26 protein-coding genes and 1 pseudogene are annotated in these 26,222 nt (G+C 61.8%); 15 read left to right on the forward strand and 12 right to left on the reverse strand.

All coding sequences use genetic code 11. From position 1 onward, the window contains the following. Positions 1-190 precede the first annotated feature (190 nt). The 3 genes and pseudogenes from JO965_RS03485 to JO965_RS03495 all read left to right on the forward strand — a co-directional run. Positions 191-343 (forward strand): annotated as a pseudogene (locus tag JO965_RS03485) (plasmid stabilization protein); the annotation flags it as partial. Between the two features lie 107 nt (positions 344-450). Then, a complete protein-coding gene (locus tag JO965_RS03490) occupies positions 451-1,362 on the forward strand; it encodes a dihydrodipicolinate synthase family protein (RefSeq protein WP_203442327.1) in 912 nt (303 codons plus the stop codon). A gap of 23 nt (positions 1,363-1,385) precedes the next feature. After that, positions 1,386-2,165 (forward strand): SDR family oxidoreductase, encoded by a 780-nt coding sequence (locus JO965_RS03495; protein WP_203442328.1) that lies wholly within the window; start codon positions 1,386-1,388, stop codon positions 2,163-2,165. Between the two features lie 50 nt (positions 2,166-2,215). Here JO965_RS03495 and chrA read toward each other — a convergent pair whose 3' ends face one another. The 3 genes from chrA to JO965_RS03510 form a co-directional block, all read right to left on the reverse strand. After that, entirely contained in the window at positions 2,216-3,613 is a 1,398-nt protein-coding gene (chrA, locus tag JO965_RS03500) for a chromate efflux transporter (RefSeq protein WP_246776734.1), read from the reverse strand. A 1-nt stretch (position 3,614) separates the two neighbouring features. Next, positions 3,615-4,439 (reverse strand): sulfurtransferase/chromate resistance protein, encoded by an 825-nt coding sequence (locus tag JO965_RS03505; RefSeq protein ID WP_203442330.1) that lies wholly within the window; start codon positions 4,437-4,439, stop codon positions 3,615-3,617. Positions 4,440-4,563: 124 nt separating this feature from the next. Continuing rightward, complete coding sequence (locus JO965_RS03510) at positions 4,564-5,352, reverse strand: LOG family protein (RefSeq protein WP_203442331.1); 789 nt, start codon at positions 5,350-5,352, stop codon at positions 4,564-4,566. 300 nt (positions 5,353-5,652) lie between these two features. Here JO965_RS03510 and JO965_RS03515 point away from each other — a divergent pair, with 300 nt between their 5' ends. The 3 genes from JO965_RS03515 (at position 5,653) to JO965_RS03525 (ending at position 9,515) form a co-directional block, all read left to right on the forward strand. Continuing rightward, entirely contained in the window at positions 5,653-6,849 is a 1,197-nt protein-coding gene (locus JO965_RS03515) for a fumarylacetoacetate hydrolase family protein (RefSeq protein WP_203442332.1), read from the forward strand. A gap of 2 nt (positions 6,850-6,851) precedes the next feature. After that, positions 6,852-8,327: an aldehyde dehydrogenase family protein gene (locus tag JO965_RS03520; protein WP_203442333.1), complete on the forward strand. Its 1,476-nt coding sequence runs from the start codon at positions 6,852-6,854 to the stop codon at positions 8,325-8,327. A gap of 414 nt (positions 8,328-8,741) precedes the next feature. Further along, positions 8,742-9,515 carry a hypothetical protein gene (locus tag JO965_RS03525; protein ID WP_203442334.1) on the forward strand — a complete coding sequence of 258 codons (774 nt, stop codon included), beginning with the start codon at positions 8,742-8,744 and terminating at the stop codon, positions 9,513-9,515. Positions 9,516-9,573: 58 nt separating this feature from the next. Here the strand turns inward: JO965_RS03525 and JO965_RS03530 are convergent, their stop codons facing one another. From JO965_RS03530 to JO965_RS03540, 3 genes are read right to left on the reverse strand one after another with little or no spacing between them, the layout of a single operon-like run. Then, the gene (locus tag JO965_RS03530; protein ID WP_203442335.1) at positions 9,574-10,410 is read right to left on the reverse strand and encodes a lytic transglycosylase domain-containing protein; all 837 of its coding nucleotides are present in this window, start codon (positions 10,408-10,410) and stop codon (positions 9,574-9,576) included. 54 nt (positions 10,411-10,464) lie between these two features. Further along, positions 10,465-10,932 (reverse strand): hypothetical protein, encoded by a 468-nt coding sequence (locus JO965_RS03535; protein ID WP_203442336.1) that lies wholly within the window; start codon positions 10,930-10,932, stop codon positions 10,465-10,467. 7 nt (positions 10,933-10,939) lie between these two features. After that, positions 10,940-11,293: a DUF6152 family protein gene (locus JO965_RS03540; protein WP_203442337.1), complete on the reverse strand. Its 354-nt coding sequence runs from the start codon at positions 11,291-11,293 to the stop codon at positions 10,940-10,942. Positions 11,294-11,480: 187 nt separating this feature from the next. On the opposite strand from JO965_RS03540, the gene JO965_RS03545 reads away from it, so the two are divergent. Together JO965_RS03545 and JO965_RS03550 are read left to right on the forward strand one after the other, a co-directional pair. Next, positions 11,481-11,780, forward strand: coding sequence for an HlyU family transcriptional regulator (locus JO965_RS03545; protein ID WP_203442338.1), 300 nt, complete (start codon positions 11,481-11,483; stop codon positions 11,778-11,780). 237 nt (positions 11,781-12,017) lie between these two features. Further along, positions 12,018-13,727: a catalase gene (locus JO965_RS03550; RefSeq protein WP_203442339.1), complete on the forward strand. Its 1,710-nt coding sequence runs from the start codon at positions 12,018-12,020 to the stop codon at positions 13,725-13,727. Between the two features lie 15 nt (positions 13,728-13,742). Here the strand turns inward: JO965_RS03550 and JO965_RS03555 are convergent, their stop codons facing one another. Further along, entirely contained in the window at positions 13,743-14,645 is a 903-nt protein-coding gene (locus tag JO965_RS03555; RefSeq protein ID WP_203442340.1) for a YihY/virulence factor BrkB family protein, read from the reverse strand. 177 nt (positions 14,646-14,822) lie between these two features. Then, positions 14,823-15,887 (reverse strand): NAD(P)-dependent alcohol dehydrogenase, encoded by a 1,065-nt coding sequence (locus tag JO965_RS03560; RefSeq protein WP_203442341.1) that lies wholly within the window; start codon positions 15,885-15,887, stop codon positions 14,823-14,825. 610 nt (positions 15,888-16,497) lie between these two features. Here JO965_RS03560 and JO965_RS03565 point away from each other — a divergent pair. From JO965_RS03565 to JO965_RS03585, 5 genes are all read left to right on the forward strand, one after another. Next, the gene (locus JO965_RS03565; protein WP_203442342.1) at positions 16,498-18,444 is read left to right on the forward strand and encodes a PrkA family serine protein kinase; all 1,947 of its coding nucleotides are present in this window, start codon (positions 16,498-16,500) and stop codon (positions 18,442-18,444) included. Between the two features lie 29 nt (positions 18,445-18,473). Beyond that, positions 18,474-19,778: a YeaH/YhbH family protein gene (locus JO965_RS03570; protein ID WP_203442343.1), complete on the forward strand. Its 1,305-nt coding sequence runs from the start codon at positions 18,474-18,476 to the stop codon at positions 19,776-19,778. Further along, positions 19,775-21,319, forward strand: coding sequence for a SpoVR family protein (locus JO965_RS03575; protein WP_203442344.1), 1,545 nt, complete (start codon positions 19,775-19,777; stop codon positions 21,317-21,319). The genes JO965_RS03570 and JO965_RS03575 overlap by 4 nt, the downstream gene beginning before the upstream one ends. A 100-nt stretch (positions 21,320-21,419) precedes the next feature. Beyond that, the gene (locus JO965_RS03580) at positions 21,420-21,881 is read left to right on the forward strand and encodes a hypothetical protein (protein WP_203442345.1); all 462 of its coding nucleotides are present in this window, start codon (positions 21,420-21,422) and stop codon (positions 21,879-21,881) included. Between the two features lie 65 nt (positions 21,882-21,946). Next, on the forward strand, positions 21,947-22,234 hold the full coding sequence (locus tag JO965_RS03585; protein ID WP_203442346.1) for a hypothetical protein: 288 nt from the start codon (positions 21,947-21,949) through the stop codon (positions 22,232-22,234). A gap of 24 nt (positions 22,235-22,258) precedes the next feature. Here the strand turns inward: JO965_RS03585 and JO965_RS03590 are convergent, their stop codons facing one another. Continuing rightward, positions 22,259-23,452, reverse strand: a complete 1,194-nt coding sequence (locus JO965_RS03590) for a YihY/virulence factor BrkB family protein (RefSeq protein ID WP_203442347.1) — start codon at positions 23,450-23,452, stop codon at positions 22,259-22,261. Positions 23,453-23,715: 263 nt separating this feature from the next. On the opposite strand from JO965_RS03590, the gene JO965_RS03595 reads away from it, so the two are divergent. Next, the gene (locus tag JO965_RS03595; protein ID WP_203442348.1) at positions 23,716-23,925 is read left to right on the forward strand and encodes a hypothetical protein; all 210 of its coding nucleotides are present in this window, start codon (positions 23,716-23,718) and stop codon (positions 23,923-23,925) included. Positions 23,926-24,019: 94 nt separating this feature from the next. On the opposite strand, the gene JO965_RS03600 is transcribed toward JO965_RS03595, so the two are convergent. Next, entirely contained in the window at positions 24,020-24,256 is a 237-nt protein-coding gene (locus tag JO965_RS03600) for a hypothetical protein (protein WP_203442349.1), read from the reverse strand. Positions 24,257-24,393: 137 nt separating this feature from the next. Between JO965_RS03600 and JO965_RS03605 the strand changes: the two genes are divergently transcribed. Further along, entirely contained in the window at positions 24,394-24,714 is a 321-nt protein-coding gene (locus tag JO965_RS03605) for a response regulator (RefSeq protein ID WP_371826860.1), read from the forward strand. Between the two features lie 8 nt (positions 24,715-24,722). On the opposite strand, the gene JO965_RS03610 is transcribed toward JO965_RS03605, so the two are convergent. Both JO965_RS03610 and JO965_RS03615 read right to left on the reverse strand, forming a co-directional pair. Further along, entirely contained in the window at positions 24,723-25,634 is a 912-nt protein-coding gene (locus JO965_RS03610) for an aldose 1-epimerase family protein (protein ID WP_203442351.1), read from the reverse strand. Positions 25,635-25,760: 126 nt separating this feature from the next. Continuing rightward, a complete protein-coding gene (locus JO965_RS03615; protein WP_203442352.1) occupies positions 25,761-26,150 on the reverse strand; it encodes a response regulator in 390 nt (129 codons plus the stop codon). Positions 26,151-26,222 lie beyond the last annotated feature (72 nt).

Here is a 26,222-nt window from a genome sequence, read left to right on the forward strand (position 1 = left end):
ACCCAAAAGTGGACACCGCTTTTGGGATCCATCCGATGCTTCTTCATTATGTTGGCGCGTCGTTCGGCGCGCACGATGCGCCAATTCCCCGCAACAGGATTGCGGAACCAGGCCTCTCCGGTTCGGTTGACGCCGGGAGAGCAAGCGCCTCCTGGCGCCTCTCTGCGACATCGATTGAAAGGAGAGCACCATGCCTCGCGGTGACAAGTCTGCCTATACCGACAAGCAGAAGCGCAAGGCCGAGCATATCGAGGAATCCTACGAGAGCCGTGGCGTCTCCGAGAAGGAAGCCGAACGGCGCGCCTGGGCCACCGTCAACAAGCAGGAAGGCGGCGGCAAGAAGGGTAGCTAAAGATGGATCGCCGGCCGCAGCTAAGGTAGTGCGCCGGGCGGAAAGCGGGTGTATGAGGGACGCGATCTCTCTTACCCCGCTTCGTCCAGGAGGAAGCCTTGCTCACGAGTTCTGCCGCCGGCGTCTATGTCATCTGCCCCACGCCCTTCGAGAGCGATGGGCGGGTGGACGTTGCCTCGACCGACCGTATGGTCGAGGCCTATCTGAAAGCCGGTGCCACTGGCTTGACGATTCTCGGCATCATGGGCGAGGCGCCCAAGCTGGCGGCGGATGAGGCGCTGGTTTTCGCCCGTCAGGTCATTGCCACGGTGGCGGGCCGCATCCCCGTCATCGTCGGTGTGTCGGCCGCGGGCTTCGCCGCCATGTCGGGCCTGTCGTCCAAGGTGATGGATGCGGGCGCCGCCGGCGTCATGATCGCGCCGCCCTCGACCCTGAAGACCGACGACCAGATCGTGTCCTATTACGCCGATGCGGTCGAAGCCATCGGCTCGAATGTGCCGTGGGTGATCCAGGATTACCCGCTGACCACCAATGTGATCATGACGCCCAAGGTGATCATGCGGATCATCGAGCAGAGCCCCTCCTGCGTCATGCTCAAGCATGAAGACTGGCCGGGTCTCGACAAGATCACGACTCTGCGCCGCGCCAGCGATGCCGGTCAGGTGCGTCGCGTGTCCATTCTCTGCGGCAATGGCGGCATGTTCCTGCCCTTCGAGATGGAGCGCGGGGCCGATGGCGCCATGACCGGCTACGCCTATCCCGAAATGCTGGTCGGCGTGGTTAATCTCATCAACCAGGGCAAGCGGAAGGAAGCGCACGATCTCTTCGACCGTCACCTGCCGCTGGTGCGCTACGAGACGCAGCCCGGTGTCGGCCTCGCCGTGCGCAAATACGTGCTGAAGCGGCGCGGCATCATCGCATCCGATACGCTGCGCAAGCCGGGGCCGAAGCTGAGCCCGGAGACCATTGCCGAGATCGAATGGCTGATGGAGCGCATCGAGCGCTCGTAATATAGCAAGGGGAGTTTTCACGAATGGAAACAGGATTGAAGGGAAAGCGCGCGCTCGTTCTCGGCGCGAGCAAGGGCTTAGGGTTCGGCATCGCGCAAGGCTTGGCGGAAGAGGGCGCCCGTGTCGCCATTGCCAGCCGCACGATGGAAGGCTCGAATGCCGCCGCCGGCAGGATCGGCAAGGACGTCCTGCCGTTCATCTGCGATACCGGCAAGGTCGATCAGGTCGATGCTCTGGTGAAGGATGTGACGGCAGCGCTCGGTGGCGTCGACATTCTCGTGCTCAACAGCGGCGGTCCGCCGCCCGGCAAGGCGCAGGGCGTGTCGTCCGACCAGTGGCGCCAGTCGTTCGACGCCATGTTCGTCAATCTCGTGCGGATTGCCGATCAGCTTCTCCCCGGCATGATCGAGCGCAAGTTCGGTCGCATCATTTCCGTGATCTCGTCCGGCGTGATCCAGCCGATTCCCAACCTCGCGATTTCCAACGCCATTCGGCCCGCGCTCGTAGGCTGGGGCAAGACGCTGGCAAGTGAAGTGGCGTCCTCCGGTGTGACCGTGAACGCCATCGCGCCGGGCCGCATCGCCACCGATCGCCTGAAGCAGCTCGACACCGCCAATGCGGAGCGCACCGGTCGTTCCGTGGAAGATGTGGCAACGGCTGCCCGCGCCGGCATTCCGGCAGGCCGTTACGGCGAGATCGAAGAGTTTGCGGCGGCGGCCGTCTTCCTCGCCAGCGAGAAGGCCTCCTTCATGACAGGCGGGATCCTGCGCGTCGATGGCGGGCAGATCTCGTCCTCGACCTGAAGCAAGACAAAAAGGAGAGGTGAGACGCGATGTTGTCTCACCTCATCCGTTCAAGCGATTATCCCCGCCCAATGAAGAACGATTCCCGCCGCGGATGTTGCGGCAAGCGTCGGCAGCATCCCGACATGCAAGCGGAACATGGCGACGATGGCCGCGCCCGAGAGCAGGAGCGCCCATAGATTGACGCTATCCCATACCGGTGCATCGAAACTGAACGGGCCCCATTCGACCGTCTGAACGTTGCCGAAGATCGTGTGGATGCCGAACCAGATCGCAAGGTTCAGGATCACGCCGACGACAGCTGCGGTGATGGCGGTGAGGGCTCCGCTCAAGGCCCGGTTGCCGCGTAAGGTCTCGATGTAGGGTGCGCCGAGAAAAATCCAGAGAAAACAGGGCGCAAAGGTCACCCATGTGGCGAGAAGGCCGCCGAGCGTTCCGGCCAGCAGCGGATTGAGCGCGCCGGCTTCCCGGAAGGCTGCCATGAAGCCCACGAATTGCAGCACCATGATCAGCGGGCCCGGCGTCGTCTCGGCCATGCCGAGGCCATCGAGCATCTCGCCGGGCTGCAGCCAGCCATAGGTCTCCACCGCCTGCTGCGCCACATAGGCCAGGACGGCATAGGCTCCGCCGAAGGTCACCATTGCCATCTTGGAGAAGAAGATCGCGATCTGGCTGAAGACGTCGTCTCGACCGAGGATCATCAGGAGAGCCAGAACCGGCACGAGCCAGAGCGCGAGCCAGATTGCGGCGACTCGCATGCTGCGGCCCATGTTTGGAGAAGCATGGGCAGGAAGATGCTCACCCAGAAGGTTGTCATTGTCCTGCGCATCGCCGCCATGTCCGCCCGTCTGGAATTGCGGCAGGTCCGCGCGCCCGCCGACAAAGCCGATCAGTCCGGCTGCGAGAACGATCAACGGAAACGGTGCATCGAAAAAGAAGATCGCCACGAAGGCTGTCGCGGCGATCCCGACGAGGATGCGATTCTTCAGCGCTCGCCTGCCGATCCGCACCACCGCTTCGAGCACGATGGCGAGCACGGCGGCCTTCAGGCCGAAGAAGAGCGCTGCAACGAAGCCGACCTTGCCATAGAGGGCATAGATCCAGCTCAACCCCATGATGGCGACGATGCCGGGCAGGATGAACAGCCCGCCCGCCATGATGCCACCGAGGGTGCGGTGCATCAGCCAGCCCACATAGGTGGCGAGCTGCTGGGCCTCCGGGCCCGGCAGCAGCATGCAGTAGTTGAGCGCGTGGAGAAACCGGCTCTCGGAAATCCAGCGCTTCTCCTCGACCAGGATGCGATGCATCACGGCGATCTGCCCCGCAGGCCCACCGAAGCTGAGCGCTGCAATGCGCAGCCAGACACGAAAGGCCTCACCCAACGAGACACCATGGTCGGGCGTGTCCTGAGCACCGCGCAGGTCCGAGTTCTGCAAGGTGTCGTTCACGTCAGGTTCCTGGCTTCTTCGAAGGCCAATTGTGCGTTTCATCCGTCGCATCGCGGCACCAGCGATAGAAGGCATCGTAGAGCACAAGCCCGGCCCCGAGCTGCGCGAGGTCGTCCGCGTACATGCGTGACAGTCCCAGCGAGGCAGCAAGCAAGCCGGGCACTTCCGGCGCCAGGTCGGGCCGTGCGGTATCGGCTCCCCTGACGATGGTGGCGAGATGCTTCAGGGGCTCGGTGGAAAGCCCGAACTCCTCGACCATGACGTCGAAAGTGCACAGCTCGCCGCGATGACTCCAGAAGACATCATCGCCCTCGATGTCGAAAGGCGTGGCTGAAAAGCGTTCCGCCACACCCTGGACCTCCGAGGTCGGGACGAACAGGAAAACGGCATCGGGATCGACGAAGCGGCGGATCAGCCAGGGGCAGGCGATCCGGTCGATCTTGGGCCGCGAGCGCGTGACCCAGATCGTCCGTCCCTGTGGGTCACGCGGTGGAATCCGCTCGGTTGGGACCATGGGCAAACCGGCTTGCGCCCAGGCCAATGTTCCGCCCTCAAGAGTATCGGCCGACAATCCGGCATGGCGCAGCCAAGCGGCTACCCCATGGCTGAGCTTCAAGCCTTTCTGACAGATCACGACGACGGAATGACCATCGAGGTCTTGCGCCCAGTCCGCGACGGTCTCGAAGGGTCGACGCCTGGATCCGGGAATCAGGCGGGGATCGCTTACAAAGTCCTCATCGGTGCGCACATCGATGAGAAGAGGACACTTGGGCGTGCCGATAAGGCGCGCGAGCTTTTCAGGGGAGATGGTGTTGAATGACGACATGGTTGCATCCGTAAAGGTTCAGAGCGGATGCGATGCTTGGGCATGTCGCCTCGTGGGGAGATCGCAATCCCCATGAGGGAAATCAAAATTCAACCCTTCGGCTTTGTCAAATCAAATCGGAGGGTCAGAAGTCCTGCTCGGAATCGCGTTCCAGGGTCTGCACCACGAGACCGTTCTCGATGAGCGCGGTCCACACATCCTCGGCCGTGTCGGCAAAGTTGGAGAGCGTGCGGTCGTGTTCGCTCACCATGCCATGGTCGAGCAGGGCGTCGAATTTGATGACCGATTGCCAATAGGCCTTGTCGAAGAGGACGATCGGCAGAGGAGGTGCTTTGCCGGTCTGGCGCAGGGTCAGGATCTCGAACAACTCATCCAGGGTGCCGAACCCGCCGGGGAATACGACGAGGGCATTGGCCCGCATCGCCAGATGCATCTTGCGCATGGCGAAGTAGTGAAAGCGGAAGGTCAGGTCAGGGGTCGAATAGGCATTGGGTTCCTGTTCGTGCGGCAGGGTGATGTTGAAGCCGATGGAGGGCGCGCCGACATCGAAGGCGCCTCTGTTGGCCGCCTCCATGATGCCGGGACCACCACCGGTCGCAATCACGTTGTCCCGGGTTCCGCTGGTGATGGTCATCGCACCGCCGCGCTCTGAGGCAATGGCGCCAAACAGGCGGGCCTGCTCGTACCAGAAACGATGCTTTCCCGGTCCATCCTCCCGCACGCGGGCGCTGCCGAACACGACGATGGTGGAGCGCACGCCCCAGGTGCGCAGATACTCTTCGGCTTTGGCATATTCCAGCTGGAATCGGACCCCGCGCATGGAATCGCCCAGGAGGAAATCCTGATCCATCGCCGCCAGCCGATAGGAGGGAGAGGCGAGGCTTGCTGCGTTCGATGGCTTGCCGTCGTTCATAAGGAGCACTCCTTTAACTCGGCTGTGCACAAAGCATACTTTCAGGGCCGGGTTAACTCTCTGTCGGTCCGGTCGGATCCTCCAAAGGTCCATGAGGTGGACTTTTCGACCGACTTCGAGGCAGCAGGTTTTGTAACTGCGCTTCGTTATGGAGAAAGAACCCGCTTTGTTCCGAGGTTTCCCCGGTGCATGGCCGTCGTGCTCATTTTCCCTATAGCCCCTTACGCCCCGCTCGCTATATCAAGGGCGCATAAGGGGAGAGGGCGGAAACGGCCCTTAACAGAAAGCGAGCGCCAGCCGATGGACCACCTGTCTTCGACGAACATAGCCCGAATTCTGCCGGCCGACGGGTTCCAAGGGGCCCTTGTCGGACGCGTCTGGCGCCCCGGCATCGGGCCTTCCGTGGTCGCCATCAGGGAGGATGGTCTCTTCGATATTTCCTCGGCCTGTTCCACGGTGAGCGCTCTTGCCGCCATGGACGATCCGGCGCGTGTGGTGAAGACGGCGCAGGGCGAGCGAGTTGGATCTCTTGAGGAGGTTGCGGGCAATACTGCGCCGGACAGCCGCGATTCATCGAAACCCTGGCTTCTCGCCCCCATCGACCTTCAGGTCATCAAGGCGGCTGGCGTCACCTTCGCCGTCTCCATGCTGGAGCGTGTGATCGAAGAGCGGGCGCGGGGCGATGCCAGTGCCGCAGCTGCCATCCGGGCCGAGGTTCTGCGACTCGTCGGCGACGATCTGAGCCGGCTCAAACCAGGATCTCAGGAGGCCATGGCCCTGAAAGAGGTTCTCGTCGCTCAGGGAGCGTGGAGCCAGTATCTCGAAGTGGGCATCGGCCCCGATGCTGAGGTCTTCACCAAGGCACCGACGCTCTCGGCCGTCGGAGCCTTCATGGATGCGGGCCTGCATCCCAAATCCACCTGGAACAATCCCGAGCCGGAAGTGGTGGTGATCGTCACCGCTCAAGGCAAGATCGTCGGCGCGACTCTCGGCAATGACGTGAACCTGCGCGATTTCGAAGGACGCTCCGCGCTGCTCCTCTCGAAGGCGAAGGACAACAATGCTTCCTGTTCCATCGGCCCGTTCATCCGGTTCTTCGACGAGACCTTCTCTCTCGACCATGTTCGCCAGACCAATGTGACGCTGACGGTCGAGGGTGAGGACGGGTTCAAGCTCGAAGGCTCGTCGTCGATCACGAAGATCAGCCGCGATCCCGAAGATCTCGTCGCGCAGACCGTCGGTCCGCACCATCAGTATCCGGATGGGTTCGCGCTGTTCCTCGGAACGATGTTCGCGCCGACGCAGGACCGGGACGATGCCGGCATGGGCTTCACGCATAAGCGCGGTGACATCGTCACCATTGCGGCTCCCAAGCTTGGAGCGCTGATGAACCGCATGAAGCCGAGCTCCGAATGCGAGCCGTGGACCTTCGGCATCGGCGCTCTCATGTCCAACCTGGCCCAACGGGGCCTCATCAACACCAGACAGGCAGGTTAACGATGACGAAGAATTACATTGCGGGCGAGTGGCTGTCGGCGACGGAAGCCTCGGCCAACGTCAATCCATCGAACACCAACGATGTGGTGGGTGAGTATGCCCGCGCCTCCGTGGCCGAGGCCGAGCGCGCGATTGCCGCCGCCTACGATGCTTTCCCGGCCTGGTCGCGCTCCTCGATCCAGCAGCGCCACGATATCCTGAAGGCCGTCGGCGACGAGATTCTCGCTCGCAAGGAGGAACTCGGCCGCCTGCTGTCGCGCGAGGAAGGCAAGACCCTGCCCGAGGGCATCGGCGAGGTCACCCGGGCCGGCCAGATCTTCCTGTTCTTCTCCGGCGAGTGCCTGCGCATGGCCGGCGAGAAGGTGCCGTCCGTGCGGCCGCTGATCGATGTCGAGATCACCCGTGAGCCGGTCGGCGTCGTCGGCCTGATCACGCCGTGGAACTTCCCGATCGCGATTCCGGCCTGGAAGATCGCGCCAGCGCTCGCCTATGGCAACACGGTGGTGTTCAAGCCGGCCGACCTCGTGCCGGGCTCGGCCCATGCGCTGTCCGAGATCATCATCCGCGCCGGCGTGCCGGCCGGCGTGTTCAATCTGGTCATGGGCCGCGGTTCGGTGGTCGGCGAGGCCATGCTGAACAGCCCGAAGGTCTCCGCCATCTCCTTCACCGGCTCCGTGCCGACGGGCCGCAAGGTCGCCCAGACCTGCGTCACCTCCGATCCGATGAAGAAGGTGCAGCTCGAGATGGGCGGCAAGAACCCGATGGTGGTGCTCGACGACGCCGACCTGAAGGTGGCGGTGGATTGCGCCGTCAACTCGGCCTTCTTCTCCACCGGCCAGCGCTGCACGGCTTCTTCGCGTCTGATCGTGACCGAGGGCATCCACGACAAGTTCGTGGATGCCATGCAGAAGCGCATGCAGGGGCTCGTCATCGACGATGCCCTTAAAAGCGGCACGCAGATCGGCCCGGTGGTCGACCAGAGCCAGCTCGACCAGGATCTGAAGTACATCAGGATCGGTCAGGAGGAAGGCGCTAAGCTGGTGGCTGGCGGCGAGCTTCTGAAGCGCGACACGCCCGGCTTCTATCTGGCGCCGGCTTTGTTCACCGAGGTCAGCAACACGATGCGGGTGGCGCGTGAAGAGATCTTCGGGCCGGTGGCGACCGTGACCCGGGCGAAGGATTACGACGAGGCGCTGGAACTGGCCAACGACACGCCGTTCGGCCTGTCGACGGGCATCTGCACCACAAGCCTGAAATACGCCTCGCACTTCAAGCGCAATGCCGAGGCCGGCATGGTGATGGTGAACCTGCCGACGGCGGGCGTGGATTATCACGTGCCGTTCGGCGGCCGGAAGGGCTCGAGCTACGGTCCGCGCGAGCAGGGCCGCTACGCGCAGGAGTTCTACACCACGGTCAAGACCGCCTATACCTTCGACGGCAATGGGCCTTACGTGCCGAAGACCAAGGGAAGCGAGTAAGGCGAGTACTCTCGCAACTTGCGCGGCCTCGGCATCTCAATCTGTGAGATGCCGAGGCCATTAACTTATGTGATAGCTGAGCTTGCGGAATCGCGGTTTCTGCCGGGCGAAGCGGTATGCGTTTTCGGATTCCAACGGGCTGCCAGCACGGCATCCCGAGTGGCGTTAACTTTATCGACAAAACTCAGGCAGCTTTTGGCCCAATCCATTGAACTTTGCCATGGGAACGCCATCATAGGCCTCCAAGAGAACTTGCACTTACAAGCTCGAACTTCTGCAGTGGCAAACGTTGTTGCGTTCAAGTCCAGGTCTGTTGGCGTGGAAAATTGAATTGCAATTTCGTTCTATTGAGAATGGATGCTGCCAGTTCTGCGAGCCGGTGAGTGGCGCTCCGTTAATAGTAGAGAACTTAATATGGTTACTTCCCGGCGTTATCTCATTGCTTCTTCCCTTGCACGTCTGATCCGCAAGGAGCGGGGGGGCAATCGTGTGACGGAAGGCCACTTCCCCAACCAGGCTGACCGCAGTTCCTTCGTGGTCGTGGAAGGCGACAAGGGCAGCCTCGTCCTGCTTCATGCGGGTCCCAATGGGCCGATCGAGGAGCGCACAGAGGTTCCGCGCGCTCATGCCGAGGCGCTTCTCGACGTGACGCCCGGCAAGCTTGACTATCTGCTCACCCACCTGACTGTCGGAACCCGCGACATCCAGATCGTCCGCTTCGTGACGCCGGGCCCCTTGGACCTCATCTCCGTTCCGTTCGAGAGCGACGAGGAGGCCAGGGATTTCCGGCCCCTGTCCTGGTTCGGTTCGGATGTGACGACGGAAGTGGCCTATCAGAATCGGTCCATCGCTTTGGAAGGCGCACCGCAGGCGCCCGACGTTCCGATGTCGAACGCCGCCCTCAACAGCCTGCTCGACACGCTCGAAAATCGGTACTCCGCCCCGCGCGGCTACACTCCGCACGCACCGGCGCAAGCCGCAGCCCCGACACGCAACGCGCCAGCCGCACCCGCGCAAGCAGGCGAGAGAACGGCGCAGCCTCAGCGGGGCGTCCTGTCCAGGCCCGCCGCTCCGGTCGATGCGGATCTGGGCGATGACGATGCCGGCGACGACAATGATCTGAACCTCAACATCGAGGACAATGTCATCCGCGAGCTCGCCCGCTCGCTCCGTCCTCAGCGCCGCTGATCGCTCGGTCCATTCGGGTTCTAAGAAAGCCTGCACCATTCGCGTGGTGCAGGCTTTTTCAACTTGGCAGCACGATGCAGCTGCCGCCGGCCGTGCGAATGTTGCGACACAGCTGTTCCGCCGCCTGCCGCGTTTCAGCCGGTGCCCGGACCCGGTAGAAGGTGCGCGTGCCGCGATAGCGCAGCCGCGTTCCGATGATCATCGGACGCATGTCCTTCAGGAGTGAAGCATAGGCTTGGCTCGCGCGCCTGAATGTGGCGAGGGCCCGCTCCTTCGAGAAGTTGCCGGCAAGCTGAACGCCCCACGGAGCGAAGGGCGCTTCAAGGGTATCGCCACGCCCGGGAATGCGCAGGGTGGCGACGATCTGCTGGCAGCTCTGCTCTGACGCTTGCCGATCGTCGGCGTTCTTCCGCTCCTTGGCATCCGCCGCCCATTCCTCGGCGGAACGGCCCGTCACCGCGATCACGTAGTTCCTCGTTTCGGCAGGCAATCCTCCCTGGCCGGCGAGCCAGGAGGTCACCCGAGCAGGCCCTCCATTATAGGCGGCGGCCGCAAGCCCCAGATTGCCGAACTGTTCCGCGAGATGGGCGATGAATTCCGCGGCCTTGGGGATCGCCTGCTCGGGATCGAAGGGATCGGTCAGACCTCTTTCCTTAGCCGTGCCAGGCATGAACTGGGCGATGCCCTGTGCGCCCACAGGGCTGACGACGCGTGGGCGAAACGAACTCTCCTGCCAGATCAGCCGGGTGAGCAGATCGTGCGGGATCTGCTGGGTCCGAGCCGCCCCTTCGATCAGCCGGCACAAGGCCTGCTCGACGGTCTCCGTTGACGCTCCCGGGTTGGCCCAGGCGGCGCCGCAGAGGACAATTCCGCAAAGCGCCAGCCACAAGCGCATGAAGAACCCCGCTCGGAAGAGTTGATGATCGAACAATGAAGATGACGTGCCAAGCTACAAATAGGCGATCATTCGCCCTGCCAAGAGCACGACGATCCAGGCAATGAGAGAGACAAGGGCATAGGCACGGGCTTCCGGCGGCAGCGTGCCAGCCCGCAGGGCCGTTCCGAAACGGGCGTGAAAGAGGGCGACGTTGACGAGCCCCAAGGCAATGAAGGCTAGCTTCACGTAGAAAGCCGGATTTACCCCGAGCGCGCGCGCTTCGACGGCCAAGAGAAGCGTTCCGGTCGGGATCTGCATTGCAAGGCCGACGGCGGCGAGGGGGATGGCATAGCGCCCGACCTGCCATGCATGCTTACCGTGCTCGGCCAGAACCTTCAGGTCGAAGACCACAATGCCGCCGACGACGAAGGCTGCCCCGAGCACGTGCAGCAAATTTGAGATCGTATAGAGCCAAGCGGAATGACGTCCCGTATGGCCGAGCCAGGAGCCCTCCAGTGCGGCAAGGAAATCGAGATACATGGGAGGCCTAGCGCAGTTCGTAGGTCTTGCCGCTCACGACGATCCGCTCGGCTCGCATTTCCGTTGCGGTGCGGGTGGAGGGATAGCCTTCGAGCCTGACCTGCGTTCCGGGCTTGATCATGTCGGGGTTCAGCCCGCGTGCGTTCATGCGGAACGGGGGCGCGAGCACCGCCTCCCAGCTTTTCCCCTGGTAGGGCACCATCACCATGACGTGTGGGTTCTCCCAATCGGCCCGCTCGACATTGCCGGTGATCGTCATGACCCGGCCCGCATCGTAGCTGCCCCAGCCATGATGGGCGACGGCGATGCCGCCGGTCAGGAGGGCTCCGAAAAGGCATAATCCGAACAGAGGAAGTTTCATGATAAACCCCTGGTCTCTGAGCCAGACAGATGGCCAGAGTTGGCCGCAGGGGGCGTGGCGTCAAGGCGTTTGAAGGCAAGGCTCACTCCGATCATCGGATCGTGATGGGATGGCCCGGAGGATTCGCCCGTCTGCGGCGTCCCGGCTATGCTGCGGTTCTCGAATCAACCCTTGTTCAGGGACAGCAATGGCATCGATCTTCAAGGACCTCTGGAACCGTCTCGCAGGCGGAGGCAATGCTGGCGAACGCGAGGAACTTGCCGCCGAGGCTGTGGAATACAAGGGCTTTCGCATCCGGCCGGCGCCTTATTCCTCCAAGGGCGGATTCCAGACGGCCGGGGTGATCGAGAAGGATTTCGAGACGGGCATGAAGGAGCACCGCTTCGTGCGGGCGGAAACCCATCCCAGCAAGGATGAGGCTGCCATGTTTGCGGTCACCAAGGGCAAGCAGATCATCGACGAGCAGGGCGACCGCATCTTTCGCTGAACGCACCGATCCCCGACCTGCGCCGCATTGAACCGGTTTCCGCGTTTCGTGCGCAGAGGCGCGCAACCATTGCCGGTTGCGGAGGTTGCCTCCGTAAACGCGCGCCTTTCTGCGGACAGCTCTCAATCAGATAATCTGATCATGCGTCTCAGGATTATCGATTGGCGCTGATTGCCGTGGGTTCTTACAATCTCGCGGGGGCGTGTCGCAATCAACCGTCAGTCAAGGGAGATCGCCATGGCCAAGAACCCCAAAACGCCTTCGGAAGCATCCGATCGGGTCCTGACGAACAGGCAGGGTCATCCCGTCGCCAACAACCAGTCCCAGCGCACCGTGGGCAGCCGCGGCCCGGCTACGCTGGAGAATTATCAGTTTCTTGAGAAGATCACTCACTTCGATCGGGAGCGCATCCCCGAACGGGTCGTCCATGCCCGCGGCTTCGTGTGCTACGGCGAACTCGAGGTGACCGGCAAGATCGGCGACGAGCCCGCGTCGAAATACACCCGGGCCAAGCTGTTCCAGACAGCCGGCAAGAAGACGCCGCTCGCCATCCGCTTCTCGACCGTGATCGGCGGTCGCGATTCCTCCGAGGTCGCCCGCGATCCGCGCGGCTTTGCGGTGAAGTTCTACACCGAGGATGGCAATTGGGATCTGGTTGGCAACAACTTGGCCGTTTTCTTCATTCGCGATGCCATCAAGTTTCCCGATGTCATCCATTCCCTGAAGCCGGATCCGGTCACCTTCCGCCAAGAGCCGAACCGCATCTTCGATTTCATGAGTCAGACGCCCGAATCCATGCACATGCTGACCCACCTGTTCAGCCCGCGCGGCATTCCGGCGAGCTACCGGCACATGGAGGGTTTTGGGGTCAACACCTACAAGATGGTCAACGCGCAAGGCGATACCGTCCTGGTCAAGTACCATTTCCATCCGCGCTGCGGCGTCGCCAGCCTGACGGCGGACGAGGCGGCCAAGGTGCAGGGACAGGATCTCGGCTCGGCCTCCAAGGATCTTTTCGAGGCCATCGAGCGCGGCGACTATCCCCAATGGGATCTGTACGTGCAGATCATGGACGATCATGACCATCCGGAGCTCGACTGGGATCCGCTGGACGACACCAAGATCTGGCCGGAGAAGGATTTTCCGTTGCGGCACCTGGGCGTCATGACCCTGAACCGGAATGTGGACGATCACTTCAACGAGAACGAGCAGATCGCCATGGGCACCGGTGTCCTCGTGGACGGGCTCGATTTCTCCGACGACAAGATGCTGGTAGGCCGCACCTTCTCCTATTCCGACACCCAGCGTTATCGCGTCGGCACGAACTATCTGCAGCTGCCCGTCAATCAGGCCAAGAATGCCAAGGTGCACACGAACCTGAACGGTGGGACGATGGCCTATCGCCGCGATCTGGCGCCGGGGCAGAATCCACATGTGAATTACGAGCCGTCGATTCATCACGGCCTGCATGAGACGCCGCGCGAGGAGCCCAACAATCCGCCGGAAGTGCGCGGGCGTCTGACCCGCAGCGTGATCGAGCGGCGCAACGATTACATCCATGCTCGTGGCCGCTACTGCACCATGATGGATTGGGAGCGCGACGATCTCGTTCACAACATGGGCACGCTGCTCGGCCAGTGCGAGCGCGACGTGCAGGAGCGCATGGTGTGGCACTTCCTGATGGTGCATGACGATTACGGCACCCGTGTCGGGAAGATGCTCGGCATCACGGCCGATGACGTGAAAAATTTGCCCCCGCTGCCGAAGCAGGTCCTGACCGACGAGGAAAAGCGCCGCCTGCAGAATCTTGGCAGGAACGGCGACACAATCGACTCGAATGTCTGGGGGCAGTGGACGAGCTCGGTGAAGAACTACAAGGCCTCGGGCGAGGAGGTTTTGGGCGGCCTCCACGATGTCACCCCGGCCATGGGGCAGGCAGCCGAATAAGCCTCAAGCGATGATTTATGGGAAACGAGCCGGGAAATCCCGGCTCGTTTCCTGTGTCAGTTCCGGCACGTGCCTGGAACCCAGGCTCCCACGGCTTTCGGCATAGGCCTTCGTGAATTCGGCGCCGAAGAGCAGGATCAGGGACGAGTAATAGATCCAGAGCAGGATCGTGATGATGGACGCGGCGGCACCGTAGCTCGACGCGATGTTGCTCTTGCCGAGATAGTATCCGATCAAAAACTTGCCGAGGGTGAACAGGAGCGCGGTGACCAGGGATCCGGTCCAGACATCGCTCCAGCGCAGGTCCACGGCCGGCAGCAGCTTGAACATCATCGCGAACAGGAGGGTCGCGATGACGAAGGCGACCAAGCTGTTCAGAAAGCGCAGGATGATCGTGGCGCCTGAGAAATTGGCCTCGAGATAGTGTCCGACGGCGGTCAGCCCCGTGTCGATGACGAGCGACACCAGCAGCAGAAAGCCGATCCCGAGGACCATGGCGAGGCTGACGAGCCGCGTGCGGATGAAATCCAGAACGCCGTAATTCGCGGGCGGCTTCGCCTTCCAGATAATGTTCAGATTGTCCTGCAATTCCACCACGGCCCCGGTGACCAGCAGAAGAAAGGTCGTGATGCCGATGGTGGTGCCGAGGATGCCGGAGCCCATATTGCTGGCGCTGGCGATCATGGCCTCAAGGGCAGACGCCTCGCTGGTCCCGATCAGACCGCCGAGTTCGGCCACGATGGCGCCCTGGGCCGCCTCCCGTCCGAAGGCCAGTCCCGCGACCGCGATGGCGGCAAGCAGCATGGGAGCCAGCGAGAAGACGGTGAAGAAGGCGATGGAGGCGCCAAGGCTCATGGCGCGGTTATTCCACCAGCCCGCGAATGCCACCTTCAAGAGCCGCCATGTTTCAGAAAACATGCATGGGACCAATCCCGCCGGGCGAGCCGGCGCCGCAAACGGAGTGACTTGGCCGTTAACGGGCAGGAACTTTCTCTGTTCCTGCGAAGTGGAAGCGGTCGCCGTTGCCGAGGCATCGTGCGGAAAGCGGCTGCGGCCTTCCGCACGATGCGAGGCTTATGGGATCGACCCGTTGGGCTAAGCAGCCGCTTCCTGCTTCAGCGATGCCATATCGATCACGAAGTGGTACTTCACGTCGCTCTTGAGCATGCGTTCATAGGCTTCGTTGATCTTCTGGATCGGGATGATCTCGATCTCGGCGGTGATGCCGTGCTGGGCACAGAAATCGAGCATTTCCTGCGTCTCCGGGATTCCCCCGATCAGGGAGCCGGCAAGCTGGCGCCGCTTCATGATCAGATTGAACACCGTCGTGGCCGGGTGCGGCTCGGCCGGCGCGCCCACGAGCACCATGGCGCCGTCCCGGGCGAGAAGCACGAGATAGGCGTCGAGGTCGTGTGGCGCGGCGACGGTGTCGAGGATGAAATCGAAGCTGTTCACATGCTCCTTCATAGCCTCCGAATCCCTGGACACGACAACCTCATGGGCGCCGAGGGTCAGGGCATCCTCGCGCTTGTTGGGGGAGGTGGTGAACAGCACCACATGCGCCCCCATGGCCCGCGCGAGCTTGACCGCCATGTGGCCTAAGCCGCCGAGGCCGACCACGCCGACCTTCTGGCCGGGCTGCACGCGCCAGCGGCGCAGGGGGGAATAGGTGGTTATCCCCGCACACAAGAGAGGCGCTGCTGCGGCCAGGTCCATGCCCTCCGGCACCTTCAGGACGAAGCTCTCATCGACCACGATGAGGTCGGAATAGCCGCCATAGGTATTGGCGCCCGTGCCCTGCTCCGGGCCGTTATAGGTGCCGGTGAAGCCCACCTCGCAGTATTGCTCCAGGCCCTCGCGGCAGCTCCTGCAGGTGCGGCAGGAATCCACCATGCAGCCGACGCCGACGAGATCGCCGACCTTGAACTTCTGCACGCCGTCGCCGACGCGTGTGACACGGCCGACGATCTCGTGGCCTGGCAGTGAGGGAAAGAGAGTGCCACCCCATTCCGCACGGACCGTATGCAAGTCGGAGTGACAGACGCCGCAATAAAGAATCTCGATCTGGACGTCGTTCTCTCGCGGCTCCCGGCGTTCGAAGCGGCAAGGGGCAAGCGGTGTGGTCGCGTCCTGGGCGGCATAGCCAAAAGCTTTGGTCACGGGAATATTCTCCGAATTTTCGGGCGGCGGGGAATGCAAGACCTAGCGGCGCGACGGCGCGCAGAGGCACTGAAGTGCAACAGACGATAGGCTCGATCGGACCGTCGTCAACGGAGGGACAGGAGGTTTCTTCCCGCAAAATCGGACCGGAATGGGAGCCGGGCCAGGACCCTTGAAGGAGGTGGTCGAAGGAGTCCGGTGTCGCGGCGTAATCGTCTTTATGCACAAGGTCACGTTCAATTGACCGCCTGTGTCTAGTATTCCGACTCTGCCAATCCAATCTCTTGGGTAAGGCCTTGCGATGGCTCATGGAAAGCCGAGGCACGGTGGTGCAGGCGGCAATGAGGCACAGTGGATTTCGGGTGTCTTTGAGAAACTTTAACTTGCTGTCCCGCCCGCAATCCGCGACTCTAGCTGTTGAGGGCGGGCATATTATTCAAGGCGCACAGGTCACTCCAACAGAATTGAACCTGTCGCGACCTGCTTTTTCTCCGCCATGACAAAAGGAGTACGCCGCATCATTTCGACCGCATCATAGTATCGCATGGTCTGAGCAACCTTAGCGGTGCACAATAGTTATCTCTGAGAGGGATTGGATTTCGGTGGCGCCATGCATCATTCCGACGACCTGTTCTCGAGTTTCTTGAAGACCTATGAAACCCGCCGCGAGGCGGAGATGTCCCTCGCGGAATACCTGGAAGGGTGCCGCAACGATCCCATGATGTATGCGAGCGCTCCCGAGCGCATCCTGGCAGCGATCGGCGAGCCCCAGCTTGTCGATACGTCAAAGGACGCGCGCCTCGGCCGCATCTTCATGAACCGCACCATCCGGGTCTACCCAGCTTTTTCCGAATTCTACGGCATGGAAGAGACGATCGAGATGATCGTCAGCTTCTTCCGCCACGCCGCCCAAGGCCTGGAAGAGCGCAAGCAGATCCTTTATCTGCTCGGCCCCGTCGGCGGCGGCAAATCCTCCCTTGCCGAGCGTCTGAAATCCCTGATGGAGGTCAATCCCATCTACGTGCTGAAGGCGGGCGACGAGATCAGCCCGGTCTTCGAGAGTCCGCTCGGTCTTTTCGATCCGGAACAGATGGGTCCGATGCTCGAAGAGCGCTACGGCATTCCGCAGCGTCGGCTGACCAATCTGCTCAGCCCCTGGGCGATCAAGCGCCTCGACGAGTTCAAGGGCGACATCTCCAAGTTCCGGGTGATCAAGATCAACCCGTCCCGCCTGAGGCAGATCGCCATTGCCAAGACTGAGCCGGGCGACGAGAACAACCAGGATATCTCGTCTCTCGTGGGCAAGGTCGATATCCGCAAGCTCGAGACCCTGTCCCAGGCCGATCCCGACGCCTACAGCTATTCCGGCGGCCTCAATCGCGCCAATCAGGGCATTCTCGAATTCGTCGAGATGTTCAAGGCACCGATCAAGATGCTGCATCCCCTGCTCACGGCGACGCAGGAGGGCAACTATGTCGGCACGGAGAACATCGGGTCGATCCCGTTCAGTGGCATCATCCTGGCGCATTCCAACGAGGCGGAATGGCAGACCTTCCGCACCAACAAGAACAACGAAGCGTTCATCGACCGCATCTACGTGATCAAGGTGCCCTACTGCCTGCGCGTCACGGAGGAACAGAAGATCTACGAGAAGCTGATCCGCAGCTCGGAACTGGCCGGCGCTCCCTGTGCTCCAGCTACGCTGGAGATGCTGGCCCGGTTCTCGGTTCTGTCGCGGCTGCGGGCGCATGAGAACTCGAATTTCTACTCGAAGATGCGTGTCTATGACGGCGAGAGCCTGCGCGAGGTCGATCCGCGTGCGCGCAGCCTGCAGGAATATCGGGACTCGGCCGGCGTCGACGAGGGCATGGATGGAATCTCGACCCGCTTCGCCTTCAAGGTCCTGTCTGCCACCTTCAACCACGACACGATCGAGGTCGCGGCCGATCCGGTCCATCTCATGTACGTGCTCGAACAGTCGCTGCGGCGCGAGCAGCTGCCCCAGGACGTGGAGCGGCGGTATCTGGAGTTCATCAAGGCCGAGCTGGCGCCGCGCTATGCGGACTTCATCGGTCACGAGATCCAGAAGGCCTATCTCGAATCCTACCACGATTACGGCCAGAACCTGTTCGACCGCTACGTGGCCTATGCCGATGCCTGGATCGAGGATCAGGACTTCAAGGATCCCGATACCGGCCAGCTTCTCAACCGGGAGCTCCTGAACCAGGAGCTGACCAAGATCGAGAAGCCGGCGGGCATCGCCAACCCGAAGGATTTCCGCAACGAGGTGGTCAAGTTCTCGCTCCGCGCCCGGGCCGGCAACCATGGCCGCAACCCGTCCTGGACGAGCTATGAGAAGATCCGAGACGTGATCGAGCGCCGGATGTTCTCGCAGGTCGAAGAACTCCTGCCCGTGATCAGCTTCGGCTCCAAGAAGGACAGCGAGACCGAGAAAAAGCACGGCGAGTTCGTGCTGCGGATGATGGAGCGTGGCTACACCGAGCGCCAGGTGCGGCGTCTGGTGGAGTGGTACATGCGTGTGAAGCAGGCGGGCTGACAGAAGACGGAGGCAGATCAGGCGTTCCTATGTACATCATCGACCGGCGCCTCAACCCAGGGGGCAAGAGTCTGGCGAACCGTCAACGCTTCCTGCGCCGTGCCAAGGCGCAGATTCAGCGGGCCGTACGCCAGACCGCAGGCGATCGGGATATCACCGATCTCGAACGGGGAGGGGAGGTCTCGATCCCCGCCGATGGTGTTCGCGAACCCAGCTTCCGGCGGTCCGGCGAGGGCGGAGTGCACGATCACATCCTTCCCGGCAACAAGCGCTTCGTGGAAGGCGACACCATCGACAGGCCGCCCGGCGGTGGCGGCAGCGCGGCCGGTGGCGACAGTGGGGAGGGCGAGGACGATTTCCGCTTCGTCCTGACCCGCGACGAATTTCTCGATCTTTTCCTCGACGACCTGGAGCTGCCCGACTTGGCCAAGCGGCGCGTCGCGACCGTGGAGACGCAAGGCCTCCGGCGCGCGGGCTATACGGTCACCGGCTCTCCCGTGAACCTCGCCCTGCTGCGCTCCATGCGCAACGCCCTGTCCCGCCGCATTGCCATGCGGCGGCCGAAGACGGAGGATCTGCTTCGCCTCCAGGAAGAGATCGACCGTCTCGAAGAACAGGAAGGCCCCTCCGAGCGCCTCACCGCCCTGCGGCAGGAGCTTGAGCTGCTGCAGCAACGCACCAAGCGCTTCCCCTATATCGATCCCATCGATCTGCGCTATCGCCGCTTCGAGCCGGTCTCGAAGCCAGTCGCCCAAGCGGTGATGTTCTGCCTTATGGACGTGTCGGGTTCCATGACCGAGCACATGAAGGACCTGGCCAAGCGCTTCTACATGCTGCTCTACATCTTCCTGACGCGGCGCTACAAGCACGTGGAGATCGTCTTCATCCGTCACACTCACGAGGCCAAGGAGGTGGACGAGGAGACCTTCTTCAACAGCCCCGAGACGGGCGGCACGGTAGTGTCCTCGGCGTTGCGGGAGATGCAGCGGATCGTGGAGGAGCGCTATTCGCCGGATGCGTGGAACATCTACGCGGCTCAGGCCTCGGACGGCGACAATTCGCCGAATGACGGCACCACCAGCGCGACTCTTCTGCGCGATGTGATCCTGCCGGTCTGCCAGTATTACGCTTATCTCGAAGTCGGCAGTGACAGCGACCGGATGCAGACAGGTTTCATCAACCATAAGACGTCCCTGTGGCAGACCTATGAGACCCTGCAGGACGGAGGGGCCAACCTCGCCATGCGCAAGGTGAACCACCGCCGCGAGATCTACCCCGTCTTCCGCGAGCTCTTCCGCCGGCGCGATGCTGAAGTCGGAGCAAGGGTGCCATGAGCGTAATCGGGCGCGACCGCCTGCTCTTCCATGGACCGGATTGGGATTTCGGCACGATCCAGCGGATCAACGACGCGGTCGAAGCCATCGCCGTCGGCGAGCTGGGGCTCGACGTCTATCCCAACCAGATCGAGGTGATCACCGCCGAGCAGATGCTCGACGCCTATGCCTCGATCGGCATGCCTCTGTTCTACAAGCACTGGTCCTTCGGCAAGCGCTTCGCCATGCATGAATCGAGCTACCGCCAGGGACTCATGGGACTGGCCTACGAGATCGTCATCAACTCGAATCCGTGCATCTCCTACATCATGGAGGAGAACACGGCGACGATGCAGACCCTCGTGATCGCCCATGCCGCTTTCGGCCATAACCATTTCTTCAAGAACAACTACCTGTTCAAGGAATGGACCGACGCGGACGGGATCCTGGATTATCTCGAATTCGCGAAGGGCTACATCACGCGCTGCGAGGAACGTTATGGGCATGCGGCCGTGGAGCGGGTGCTCGATGCGGCCCATGCTTTGATGTCCCACGGCGTCCATCGCTATCCGCGCAAGAAGCGGCCGGACCTGCGTTCGGAGGAGCGGCGGGAAGAAGAACGCCATCGTCACCAGGAGCAGACCTTCAACGATTTGTGGCGCACGGTGCCGACCAAGGGAGCAGCCGCAAAGCCGCAACTGAGCGAGGAGCGCCGCCGTGCCCTTCTCGAACTGCCGCAGGAGAACATCCTGTATTTCCTCGAGAAGTCTGCGCCGCGCCTGCAGTCATGGCAGCGCGAGGTTCTGCGCATCGTGCGCCATATCGCGCAATACTTCTATCCGCAGCGCCAGACCAAAGTGATGAACGAGGGCTGCGCCACCTATTGCCACTATCGCATCATGACCCGCCTGCACGAGACGGAGCAGATCAGCGACGGCGCTTTCCTCGAATTCCTGCAATCGCACACCAATGTCACCCGGCAGCCGGAATTCGACGATCCGCATTACGGTGGCATCAATCCTTATGCGCTCGGCTTCGGCATGATGCAGGACATCGAGCGCATCTGCACGAAGCCGACAGCGGAGGATCGTGAGTGGTTCCCTGACATTGCCGGCAGCGGCGATGCCATGGCGGTGCTGCGCGAGGTGTGGGCAAATTACCGCGACGAGAGCTTCATCTCGCAATATTTGAGTCCGCACCTGATCCGGCAATGGCGCATGTTCCATCTCGTCGATGATCCGGATCAGCCGGAGCTCATGATCGAGGCGATTCATGACGAGCGGGGCTATCGCCGTCTGCGGCGTTCCCTGTCGCGCCACTACGATGTCGGCTGGAGCGACCCCGACATCCAGGTGGTCGATGTCGACCTCGCAGGAGACCGGCGCCTGATCCTGCATCATCACGTCCTCAACCGGACCCTGCTGCACAAGGATGACGCTCAGCGGGTCCTTCAGATGGTGGCCAATCTCTGGGGCTATGCGGTGGTGCTGAAAGAGGTGGAGCCCGCCACCGGTGCGATCTTCCAGGAGCACGTGGCCCACCCGCACGAGACGCTCTTTTGAAGGATACTTTGACGCAAAAAAGCCAGGGACTTGCGCGATCATAGGGTTCCCTGGGCTCGGCCCTGGTTTCGAGGGTCGGCTCCCTTGCAGGAGAATACCTATGGAACACAAGCCTGTAGAGAAGCTGCGTAGCGTCGCTGAAGTGCATGAGTTCAATCAAGGTTTCCTGTCCCGCCGCGAACGCCTCGAGCGTTGGGCCGAAGTTCTGGAGCGCCAGCCGAAACGGCGCTTGAGGTCTCTGGGCGAGATCGAGTTCGTCCCCAAGGACAAACGGCCGGAGCTGAGGTCCGACGAATCCCCCATCACGGTCGCCTTCGAGGATCCGGTCCTGCGGGCTGCTGGCCTCAAGGGCGACACGCTCGGGGATGCCATGGAATTCTTCGAATTGTCCGAGGGGGCCTCCCATCGCCTTCTCTGCTCCTGCATGAATGGCTGGAGCATGGAAGCAGGCTCAACGGCACGGAAGGTTCATCGCATCGCGAATCCCGATCATCGGCTCATGCTGTTCACGACAGCCGGGCTGCTGACGGCCGCTCCGGCGGTGTTCTACTTGCTGAGCTGAAAGAATGCTGCGGCACCGGACCTTCTTCGAGGTGGGTTCGGTGCCGATTGTCCGGAGATTCGTGAATGGCGGATGCGCCCCGTCGGATCGGACTGCCCTGGTACCGTCGAGAGGATTATCCCCGCATCCGTGACATGATGGCCGATCGACACAATCTTGCCCCAACCTACAATGCCTGGCTGGCTGCGGCTCAGAACAACGAAGATGTCGGCAGGCAGGCGGGGCTTCGGATCGCACGCATCATCATCGAGCCAGATAGCTTTGCGAAGTGGTGCGCGGAAAGAGGCGTCGAGCCCGGTAGCGCTGCGCGCATGGACTATGTGTCCGAGAGATGCGCTCAGGAAAGTGACTGAAGACGTTTCTCCCTGATCGAAGCGTTAGGTCTTCGCCACACCGATCGTATCGGCCATCTTCGCACCGCGAACGCCCATGGGCTGGTGAGCGCCTTCGGTGGTGTCCCTGGCCGTCTGATGCTCCATCTCAGCATTGATCTCGGCGCCGAGCAGGACGATCATGGTCGAGATCCAGATCCAGGTCATGAAGCCGATGACGGCGCCGAGCGAACCGTAGGTCTCGTTGTAGCTTCCGAAACTCGCCACATACCATGAGAACAGCATGGAGGCGGCGAGCCAAAGAACAGCGGCGATGAGACCGCCGGGCGTCACCCACTTCCACTCGGCTTTGTCGCGGCTGGGGCCGAAGCGATAGATCAGAGACAGACCGAGCACGATCCCGATCAGAAGCAGTGGCCAGCGCGCGAGCGCGAGCCACGTCTCCGCTCCCGAACCGATGCCGACGAAGTTGAGGATGATCGGAAGAACCACGATTCCGGCCAGCGCAAACAGAATGAAGCCGATGGCGCCGAGGGTGAAGGTCAGAGACAGAAGGTTCAACTTGATGAAGCTTCTCTTCTCCTCCTCGCCATAGACGATATTGAGGGCATCAAAGATGGCCTTCATGCCGGCATTGGCACTCCAGAGGGACAGTCCCAAGCCGAAGATGAAACCGAACCCGAGAGTGCCGCCGCCCTGGGAGGCGATGCGGATAATCTGCTCGCGAATGATATCGAGAGCCCCTCCGGGGAGAACGCCCGATAGGGTATTCAGGTGATCCTGGATCGTCGCCGGATTGGCGAAGAGACCGTAGATGGAGACGAGGGCTGCAATCGCAGGAAAGACGGCGAGCAATGCGTAATAGGTCACGCCGGCCGCAACCGACATGATGCGGTCCTTGCCGAACTCTTCATAGGTGCGCCAGAGGATGTCCTTCCATCCGCGCGCCGGGATCTCGGCTGGCGTATCGGCGCTCCGCCCTCGCCCCTTCTCTGCGGCGGCCTGCGGTGGAGCATGCTGCTTTTCCGCAAAGTCCGAGTCGGTATTCCGTGCTTGTCCTGCGGCCCGTGCCGGGTGCGAGGACGGTCGTCCGGCGTCGGCCGGGATGGAACGGCGCTCTCCGCCAGCCACGAGGCGCACGAGCGCCCATCCGAGAACCACGGCCCACATGGTCGTGACCGCCGAGAAAGAAGAGGATTGCCGCACTCCAGATTGCTGAATAGCCGGGTTATTCGCCATACTCGGACACAGCCTCGTTTATCGGGTGCCGGCCCGATGGCCCGGCTCAACCGTAAACTGCCCGATTCACGCAGCGGTTCCACGCACTTATCGGACACAAGCAGTTCCGGGATCGCTCATACCGCTGGGCCTGGCCGCGAGCGCGACCGGGTCAGGAAGGGGCGAACCGGGCTGTGCATGCCGGTATTTTGATCGTGGGCCTTAACCCGGATGCAAGATTCTCTGGACCAGTGTCTGTCTCAATCCACCGAGGAGGATCTGAGATGGACGAGTGGTCAGGACGCAAGTGGGAGCCGGTGACCGAGGAGCGTCTGCTCCGGGCGATCGATGTGCTCGTCGAGATTGCGAAGGAGCACGGGCCGACCTTCAATCCGGTTCTCGATACGGTTCGGCAGGAGCTGCACGACTTCCGGAAGCGGAGCCAATCCGTACCCGATCAGGCTGCCGAAACCCCACTTCGCAAGGCGGGCTGAGACGGCTGTTGCTGCAACGTTTGAAAGGGAGCGCCGCCAGTAACTTCGCTGCCAAGCGGCGCTTCCGGTCTCGCTTCATGAGAGGGCCGATCTGTCAGGCGGGCTGGAGCTGCTCCTCCCGTACGAGGCGCTCCGGGCCTTCCTGGTTGCCCTTGATGTGATACTGGAAGCCGGTGCTATCCGCCGGCAGCAGGCGGGTGACCTCCCATGTCTCCTGCGGCCGCGTGACATCGATGGTCGTCACCATGTTGAGAAAGGCCTCAACGGTATTCGTGCTGGCGAACTTGACCAAGCGCACTTGGTCTCCAATCTTGAATTTGTGCGACGCCATGTTCCGCTCCCCCGCTTGGAAAACTACCTGAGCAGTAGGAACTAACATAGGTTAGTTTCGTTCCATCGCACATGATGAACACTTATTCAGATAACAGCCCAGTCGTCCTGCTTGTCGAGGATGAACTCCTCGTGCGGATGGCAGCGGCTGACGATTTGCAGAATGCTGGCTTTCATGTGTTGGAAGCTGCCAATGCCGATATAGCCCTTGCCGTGCTGGAATCCTGTTCCGATGACGTAAAGGTGCTCTTCACGGATATCGATATGCCCGGGTCCATGAATGGTCTCGACCTTGCTGAAAGCGTTCAGCAGCGATGGCCGCACATTTCTCTGTTGATCTCATCCGCCTATCACAAACCCCATCGCGGGCAGATCCCCGATGACGGGCGCTTTGTGCCGAAACCATATTCCAGCGAGGATGTGGTTCAGCACATCCGCGAGCTCGTGACGAGCCATTGAGGTCAGGCTCATACCTCGACAAACCAAGCTTTGCGGTAAATCTCTCCGAGGCCTGCGCTGCTGACGGTGATAGTCATCTCGAAGCTTCGCGTGTCACTTGGCTGAACGAGAACGACGCCAGGCTTGGTGGCGAATTCGCCCTCGAAGCCCTCGGGATCGGCGTGACCCTGCCATGGCTCGATACAGATGTAGCCGGCTCCGGGTTTGGTCCAAATGCCCAGATGCGGCATATCCGGAAAATCGACGCGGATCGAACCGCCATCCGGTGCGCCATAGGTGACGGAACGGCTCTCGAGACGGTCGAAGACAAGGGCATCCGTTTCGAAAAGATCGTCGCGCAAGGACAGCACGCGTGCCTGAACGGGGCTGGCCTCGGCATCGTGGCCGATAAGGCCGTCGACAGGCCGGCGGATGGGAGCCGGCTCATCACGCTCGAAGCGGATCGCGTGAACGTCGCGCGGCGCTCCATAGGGCAGGGGCCAGCGAAACGCCGGATGGAAACCGAAGGAGACCGGCATAATCGCGGAACCGGTATTGGTGACCGATGCCGTGATCGTCAGTGTGGCGTCCTCGATTCCGTAGGACACGTCGAGCTGGAATGGGAATGGATATTGCTTGAGCGTGGCCTCGCTGGAACTAAGGCGAAAGCGGCACAGGGATGAATCGGCCTCTACAGGCTCGAAGCGAGAGATGCGTGCAAAGCCGTGCTTCGGCAGCGCATATTCCGATCCGGCGACCTGTATGCGGTCGTTCCTCACACGGCCGACGACAGGAAAGAGCAGGGGAGAACGCCCGGTCCAGAAGGCAGGGTTGCCGTCCCACAAAAGATCCCGGCCCTCCTTGTCCTGGAGCCGAATGAGTTCAGCGCCGTTCTCGGACACCTGGGCCTGCATTCGTGGGCTCGAAATGGTAACGCTCATCCGGACGACTCCTTGCCTTATCATCCCAACCTTAGCACGATGCAGTGGTCAACACCGATGCAAGCTTGGGAGGTTCAGGCAGGGTCGAAAGAAGGCCATGCGCAGCAGTGGCCTCAGATCCGGGAACTATTGTGCTTCCCTGACCAGCTTCGGCAGGGATCTGACCAAGTCGCCCGGATTGAAGGGCTTTTCCCACCGGGGAATGCCAGCATAGACTGGAGGCACTGATGCCGGAGCATAGCCGGTTGCAAACACGAAGGGCACGCCCTGTTCGATCAGGATGTCCGCAATCGGGAAAACAGTCGCCCCGCGCAGGTTGATATCGAGCACGGCCGCGTCGATCAGCTCCGCTGACGAGAGAAGAGCCAAAGCCTTCTCCTGATCGGCAGCGGGCCCGACGACCTCTGCACCAAGCTTTTCCAGGGCCTTGGCCATATCGTCAGCGATGAAGTACTCGTCCTCGACCACCAGGATCCGGCAACGGGCTAAAGACTGATTGAATACAGGAGACTCCATACGCTTTTCCTCGTCCAGCCTTTTGACCGCATTCTCCTTTGATCGGCTCGTTCGAGCGCTTTGAAGGATAAC

The organism is Microvirga sp. VF16, assembly GCF_016864375.1.
In the GTDB taxonomy this organism is placed as follows: domain Bacteria; phylum Pseudomonadota; class Alphaproteobacteria; order Rhizobiales; family Beijerinckiaceae; genus Microvirga.